The organism is Bradyrhizobium sp. NBAIM03, assembly GCF_020194055.1.
In the GTDB taxonomy this organism is placed as follows: domain Bacteria; phylum Pseudomonadota; class Alphaproteobacteria; order Rhizobiales; family Xanthobacteraceae; genus Bradyrhizobium; species Bradyrhizobium yuanmingense.
Genome location: NZ_JADYVS010000250.1, coordinates 1 through 399 on the forward strand (window position 1 = coordinate 1; position 399 = coordinate 399).

The window sequence follows — 399 nt, forward strand, 5'->3', positions numbered from 1 at the left end:
GAGCATGCCTAAACCATTGCCTCCTGGGACAGCTAGGTTTGCACCGCCCGAAGCTTCAGTCTCGGCATACAGGTTCTCTCCCAGACTACGCAAGCCGGCCGGATTGACGAAATTGGCGAGTTGAAACGCCCCCACTTGCGTTCGATTGACCATACCTGGCGTCGTAACCGTAACAACACCGTCTTTGCCAATCATCAAGCTCGTGGCATTGCGCGGCACCATCATGGCAGGCTGCACCAAATAGCCGCTTGAGGTCACGAGTTGCCCCTGCGCGCTGATCTGGAAGTTGCCGTCTCGTGTGTAGGCCAGCGTGCCGTCAGGTCTTTGCACTTGGAAGAAGCCATTGCCGTTGATGGCTACGTCCGTCGCATTGCCAGTTTTTGAAAGATTGCCTTGCGA

1 protein-coding gene is annotated in these 399 nt (G+C 56.1%); it reads right to left on the reverse strand.

The window, feature by feature from the left end:
• Positions 1–399 (reverse strand): flagellar hook-basal body complex protein (locus I6F21_RS38365; protein ID WP_225184469.1); only part of this gene is annotated, 399 nt, incomplete at both ends.